The sequence below is a fragment of the Microbulbifer epialgicus genome, assembly GCF_041447265.1.
Classification (GTDB): Bacteria; Pseudomonadota; Gammaproteobacteria; order Pseudomonadales; family Cellvibrionaceae; genus Microbulbifer; species Microbulbifer epialgicus.
This window is the reverse complement of record NZ_JBGMEK010000164.1, coordinates 1-4,227: the sequence shown is the minus strand read 5'-3', so window position 1 is coordinate 4,227 and position 4,227 is coordinate 1. Positions and strand designations below refer to the sequence as shown.

Genomic DNA, 4,227 nt, shown 5'->3' with positions numbered 1-4,227 from the left:
CGCTGGGCTAGATGTTCAAATAGCAGCGGAGGCGGGTAAGAATGCGGCAGAAAATAATGCTCTGCCCGCATATTTACTGTACCTGGGATATGTATATGTGGCTGCTAATCTCACTCTTACGGCTGTAGAGATTTACAATACAATTGAGGGTGTTGAAAAGCTATATGAGGAATTAAATGCAGCCGAAGGTGATCCTGACAAGCAAAAGCAGATCATCATTGAGTATGGTAAGGCGTTAGGCGTTGAAATTGCGATAGAAGCTGCGGCTGCATATACAGGAACCAAGTTGCTGACTAAGCTAATAGAGATTGGTAAGCACAAAATTCCTGGTGATATCTTAACTGAGTTGGGCTATCTACAGAATTCATTTGAAAATTCTACTACATACCAATTAGAGGTAAGGCCAAAAGATCGGGATTTGGTGGATCAAGGGAATTATCAAACTGACTTCAAGACCAGAGAAGTTGATATTGGGCGGAAGGTACCGGAAGAAGTTCCTTTGTCGAATGAGGAAGTGGATGAACTCCTAGAAATAAAGCGGATTGATGAAAACAGTCTGCCAAATCCAGATGATTATTTACCCGCGGATTATATTGAGGAGCACCAGAGACTCTTTGATGATGGAGTTGTTCGGTTTACTTTTGAAGATAGTTACAAGAAATATTCTACCTTTGGCCCTGATGGTGGATTCGTAATGCCTAGATCAACATTTGATGAGGCCTGGGAGAAATCTGGTGGCAACTTGGAAGAGTTTGAACAGCTATTGGAACTGGATGCAGGATATTTTTCTGGCTCAGATAAGAAACCTATGATTGTGGCATTTGATAGGGCTGATCTTGGTGAAGTTCGAATACCCCGTGGTAATGAAGGGGGTGCATATGAGGGGAAATGGGTTCCTGGTGGATATACAGCGGGGGGGAGTCCAGAAGCGGTTGTTGACTTTCAAAGTGACCCGCCAACAAGCTTTGAATTATTATATGGAGAAATTTAGTGAAGCGTCTCACTGGAAAAAAATATAAGGTTGATTTCAGTAAGCGAAATCGTCCGAATCTTCACTGGCAAGAAGGAGGTTGGGCAGTGGAAAGTGAAGATGGAAAATATTTTTTTGTCTATATAACCTCAGAAATGGCATCGAGGCTTATTAAAGAAGAGATAAGTGAATCAGAATTTGAAAGTGCGAAACGTGGCGAAATAACCCTGAAAGAAATGCTGCGTAAGTATGGAGGAGGGCATGCATAAGGTTATTTTTCTTTCCGTATTTTAGCTTCTGAGCCTTTTCTAGGTCTGCAGCACTTGGTAGTCAACAAGTGCTGAAAACGAATTAAAGACACCCATAGATTAGGAAAAATTTAGAAGCTACCCTGACGAGCATCACCTCTACTTGACTGCGGTCCTAAGAAGGGAGTGAGGGGGGAGGGATTTGTTGCGTGTTGAGCCGATTTTGAATGTATTCAGTATCCAGTCGGGTGAAAAATAGACAATGGTGTTTGGTGGTTCTAACCTAGCATTGGTTGTGGGAAAGAAAACGCTGGCAATCGCACAAACCGTGTACCCAGCGTTTGTTTAGCAGTGGGTGTTCAAAACTCTGTGTCAGCCAGGCAGCTATAGGTTGATGTATTTCTCCAGACGATCTGGAAAGTGGATCGCCAGCTGTGACAGTGTCAGATTCCAATTTTGAATCGGGCGTGTCCAGCGTTCGGAGGCTTTTAGTTGGATTAGTTCAGACCAAATCTGACACATTCTCTTGAAAAATAGGGGTTTACCGGTTTTGATGAAGGCGCCTAAACCTAAAAGCAAAACCAAGGATAAACCCCATGATCCATACTAATGATCGCATCATCAAACACAAGACCGGATTGCTAAATCTGGCAGAAGAACTCGGCAATATCTCCAAAGCTTGCAAGATGCTAGGTGTATCGAGAGATACTTTCTATCGGTATAAGGAAGCCGTTTCAAGTGGCGGTGTGGATGCCCTTCTTGAGAAGAACCGGCGTGTGCCCAACCACAAGAACCGTGTTGACACAGTCATTGAAGAGGCAGTGTTAACTTATGCCCTCCAAGAGCCTGCCCATGGGCAGGTTCGAGTTTCCAATGAACTGCGTCAGCGCGGTGTATTTGTGTCCCCTAGTGGTGTTCGGAGTATCTGGTTACGGCATGACCTAGCTAACTTCAAATTGCGATTAAAGGCACTTGAGGCCAAGGTCGCTGAGGAGGGACTGATCCTCACAGAGTCACAGGTTCAGGCTTTGGAGAGAAAACGGCATGATGATGAAGCCTGTGGTGAAATTGATACTCAACACCCAGGTTATCTGGGCTCGCAGGATACCTTCTATGTAGGAACCTTTAAGGGCGTCGGACGTGTTTACCAACAAACCTATGTCGATACCTATGCAATGGCATTGACTCTATATTCCGTCATATTGACGACAAGGGGAATGAGTGGATAATGGTTGTAGATTCAAAGCCGTTTAAAAATGGTCAAACTAGCCTAGCAAAGAACACATTAGGTGATCTTCAACTTTCTGATGCTTGGATCAAAAGAACAATGGGTCTTCTGCCTTTAGATCAAATGGAAGTTCATGATCTCCTTAAGGATGCATTGAGTAGAAAAAACATTAGAAAGCTGGTGGCGGGCTTTGATGATGTTACCGGTGAGTTCAAGGTTCTTGAGGTTGATGTTTAAAAGGTTAACAGCAAATGAATGATAAAACTTTTTTAGACGGCTTGGAGAGGCTAGTAATCTCAAATAGGCCCGGAGATATAGAGCGCTGTGAAAGTAACTTTAAGCGCCTCCTGAGTGAAGGAGATAAAGTAAGTGGGCCTTTGCTCATGTTAATGGATACTCTTGAGGCGCAGACTTTACAAGCTTTATTTAAACAGGGTGATATTGAACAGGCCAAAAAATCTGCATTTGAAACTGGTAGGGTACTAGCTTTATATTCCCACTTTTATCCTGCTGACATGGGTAAGAGTCCAGATAGTCAACTCCTGTATCCGTTGATGTCAGATAGCCCTGAGTTAATCCATTGGAGTAAGCAATATTTCATTCCTTTACTAAGGAAAAGTCAGGGTAAGTATGTTTTTGATAATGTAAATAATCCGGAATTTCACGCTCTGCAACTTCGACTAGCGCTTGCCGGTGATTGGGGCTTGTTGAAAAGTAGAGCTGAGGCCTTTTTGTCAGGATCTCCTAAAAAATACAAGCTTTACGCTGTTGATAGTCGATTTTATATTGCTTTGTGTGAAGGAAATATTCATGGGATGGAGGCGGCTATAAGCGAGCTTTTGTCTCCAAAGGTATTAAGGCACCGAGATGCTGAGCCTTGTTGGGGCTTAGAGCATCGGTTGTTTTCACCATGGCCATTTATTCTTTCGAAAATTGCTTTCCTTAATGGTTATGATCTTGATGTGCAAATCCCAAATGTCCCAAGGGAATTGCTGAAAGTTTCACCCCTCGAAAAATATGAAAGTGATTTGGAGATATTAAAAGACGTACCATTGTATGAGCCTTTTTTTGATGTAGAGGACGCTCCAGTACCCAATTTAAAAGAGTTATCACCCCGACCACTAAAATCTCCTATTTTGAGCTTTGAAGAAGCACGAAATTTTTGTGGCGGGGGTTGAAGGTAATATTAGTTAGTAATAAATAAATTATAGTTCGGCACCTCTGGATTATGAGGTGCCTTACTGGAATGACTTTTTATTTGTTTGCTTTAGATTTTTTGGTTGAAATTATTTTGATCGAAGAGTAAATGGTTTTTTCGTATTGGTTTTTTTGTGTCTTTGATTTCTATATTTAATGGTATTTATTTCATGAAATACAGAAAGTGCGGGTAAATTGAAGGTCTTTCTAGAGTATATTATCAATAGGGTACCTCTAAAAATTCACTAATTTCCGGTAAAATAATCTAAACGCTCACTAGTAAAGGTTATTGTCAAATGCAGCCGAGTTTTTTCGGTCTTGATGACCGCCATCGCAAGCTAAATGAACGTGATCCACTGGTTGCTCTTCGTAAGTTGATTGACTGGGAGGACTTCCGGAGTACTTTGAATAAAATCCCCACACTTCCAAGAAAGAGTAATGCTGGAAGAAGACCCTTTGATAAGGTACTGATGTTCAAGGCACTTGTATTACAGCATTTATATAACCTATCGGATGATGAGCTGGAATATCAGATACGCGATCGATTTTCATTTTGTCGATTTCTCAGCCTAAACCCGGAGGAC

5 protein-coding genes and 1 pseudogene are annotated in these 4,227 nt (G+C 41.9%); all 6 read left to right on the top strand.

Going from position 1 to position 4,227, the window contains the following annotated elements; genetic code table 11:
- A partial coding sequence (locus tag ACCI49_RS23830) for a hypothetical protein (RefSeq protein WP_371841740.1) occupies positions 1-991 on the top strand: 991 nt, incomplete at its 5' end.
- Complete coding sequence (locus ACCI49_RS23825; protein ID WP_371841739.1) at positions 991-1,239, top strand: hypothetical protein; 249 nt, start codon at positions 991-993, stop codon at positions 1,237-1,239. The genes ACCI49_RS23830 and ACCI49_RS23825, both read left to right, overlap by 1 nt.
- A 575-nt stretch (positions 1,240-1,814) precedes the next feature.
- Positions 1,815-2,393 (top strand): annotated as a pseudogene (locus tag ACCI49_RS23820) (helix-turn-helix domain-containing protein); the annotation flags it as partial.
- Between the two features lie 53 nt (positions 2,394-2,446).
- Complete coding sequence (locus ACCI49_RS23815) at positions 2,447-2,683, top strand: hypothetical protein (RefSeq protein WP_371841738.1); 237 nt, start codon at positions 2,447-2,449, stop codon at positions 2,681-2,683.
- Positions 2,684-2,697: 14 nt separating this feature from the next.
- Entirely contained in the window at positions 2,698-3,624 is a 927-nt protein-coding gene (locus ACCI49_RS23810; protein WP_371841737.1) for a hypothetical protein, read from the top strand.
- Between the two features lie 315 nt (positions 3,625-3,939).
- Positions 3,940-4,227, top strand: a 288-nt coding sequence (locus tag ACCI49_RS23805; RefSeq protein WP_371838736.1) for a transposase, incomplete at its 3' end; no start/stop codon positions are given.

Coding starts and splice junctions, on each gene's coding strand:
- ACCI49_RS23815 (WP_371841738.1), top strand. CDS start 2,447: ATGGTTGTAGATTCAAAGCCGTTTAAAAATGGTCAAACTAGCCTAGCA.
- ACCI49_RS23810 (WP_371841737.1), top strand. CDS start 2,698: ATGAATGATAAAACTTTTTTAGACGGCTTGGAGAGGCTAGTAATCTCA.